Source organism: Methylorubrum sp. Q1 (assembly GCF_004683995.1).
In the GTDB taxonomy this organism is placed as follows: Bacteria; Pseudomonadota; Alphaproteobacteria; order Rhizobiales; family Beijerinckiaceae; genus Methylobacterium.
Genome location: NZ_SRHQ01000071.1, coordinates 1 through 1,813, shown reverse-complemented (window position 1 = coordinate 1,813; position 1,813 = coordinate 1). Strand labels below are relative to the sequence as shown.

General features: G+C 70.4%; 1 protein-coding gene. It reads left to right on the top strand.

What is annotated here, in order from left to right:
* Nucleotides 1–1,813, top strand: a 1,813-nt coding sequence (gene dxs, locus E4V01_RS25260) for a 1-deoxy-D-xylulose-5-phosphate synthase (protein ID WP_245517713.1), incomplete at both ends; no start/stop codon positions are given.

Below are 1,813 nucleotides of genomic sequence, written 5' to 3'. Positions count from 1 at the left end.
TGGCACTAGCGGACACGACGATCCTTGAGGGTCTTGAGACGCCGGATCGTCTCCGGCTTCTGCCGGAGAGCGAGCTGCGGCGGGTGGCCGACGCCGTGCGGGCCGAGATGATCGACGCGGTGTCGATCACCGGCGGCCATCTCGGCTCGGGCCTGGGCGTGGTCGAACTCACGGTGGCGCTCCACCACGTCTTCGACACCCCCGACGACCGCATCGTCTGGGACGTCGGCCACCAGTGCTACCCGCACAAGATCCTGACGGGCCGGCGCGACCGCATCCGCACCCTGCGCCAGGGCGGGGGGCTGTCGGGCTTCACCAAGCGCTCGGAGAGCGAGTACGACCCCTTCGGCGCGGCCCACTCCTCCACCTCGATCTCCGCCGCCCTCGGCATGGCCGTGGCGCGCGACCTCGAGGAGGCGGACGCCAAGGCCAGGGGCGGCCCGGCACCGAAGCGCCGCAACATGATCGCGGTGATCGGCGACGGCTCGATGTCGGCGGGCATGGCCTACGAGGCGATGAACAATGCCGGCGCGCTGCACTCGCGCCTGATCGTCATCCTCAACGACAACGACATGTCGATCGCGCCCCCCGTCGGCGCGATGTCGGCCTACCTCGCGCGGCTCGCCTCGGGCGGCACCTACCGGTCGCTCCGCGAGACCGCCAAGCAGCTCGGCAAGCTGCTGCCGAAGGCGCTCTACCAGCGCGCGGCGGCGGCGGAAGAGTATGCCCGCTCGCTGATCGTCGGCGGCGGCACGATGTTCGAGGAGATGGGCTTCCACTATGTCGGCCCGGTCGACGGGCACAACCTCGATCACCTGCTCCCCGTTCTGAAGAACGTGCGCGATTCGGACCAGGGCCCGATCCTGCTCCACGTCGTCACGCAGAAGGGCAAGGGCTACGCGCCGGCTGAGGCCTCCGCCGACCGCTATCACGGCGTGGTCAAGTTCGACGTGGTCTCCGGCGTCCAGGCCAAGGCCAAGGCGAACGCCCCGGCCTATACCCGCGTGTTCGGCGAGAGCCTGATCAAGGCGGCCGACGCCGATCCGAAGGTGGTGGCGATCACCGCGGCGATGCCCGGCGGCACCGGGATCGACCTGTTCGGCAAGGCGCATCCCGACAAGACCTTCGACGTCGGCATCGCCGAGCAGCACGCGGTGACCTTTGCCGGCGGCCTCGCCACCGAGGGCTACAAGCCGTTCGTGGCGATCTACTCGACCTTCCTGCAGCGGGCCTACGATCAGGTCGTGCACGATGTCGCGCTGCAGAACCTACCGGTGCGGTTCTGCCTCGACCGGGCGGGACTGGTGGGCGCGGACGGCGCTACGCATGCGGGCGCGTTCGATCTGGCCTATCTCTGCTGCCTGCCGAACATGACGGTGATGGCGGCGGCCGACGAGGCGGAGCTGGTGCACATGGTGGCCACCGCCCACGCGCACGACACGGGTCCGATCGCGCTGCGCTACCCGCGCGGCGAGGGGGTCGGCATCGAGCTGCCGGAGAAGGGCGAACCGCTGGCGATCGGCCGCGGCCGCGTGGTGCGGCGTCCGGAAGGGGCGCGGGTGGCGCTTCTCTCGCTCGGCACGCGGTTGTCGGAGGCGCTGAAGGCGGCCGATGCGCTGGAGGCGGAGGGTGTCGTGGCCACGGTCGCGGATGCGCGCTTTGCCAAGCCGTTGGACGCCGAATTGATCGTCGATCTGGCGATGAGCCACGAGGTTCTGGTGACGGTGGAGGAGGGCTCGGTCGGCGGCTTCGGCGCGATGGTGCTGCACCTCTTGGCCGAGCGCGGCGTGCTCGACACGGGCCGGGTCCGGGT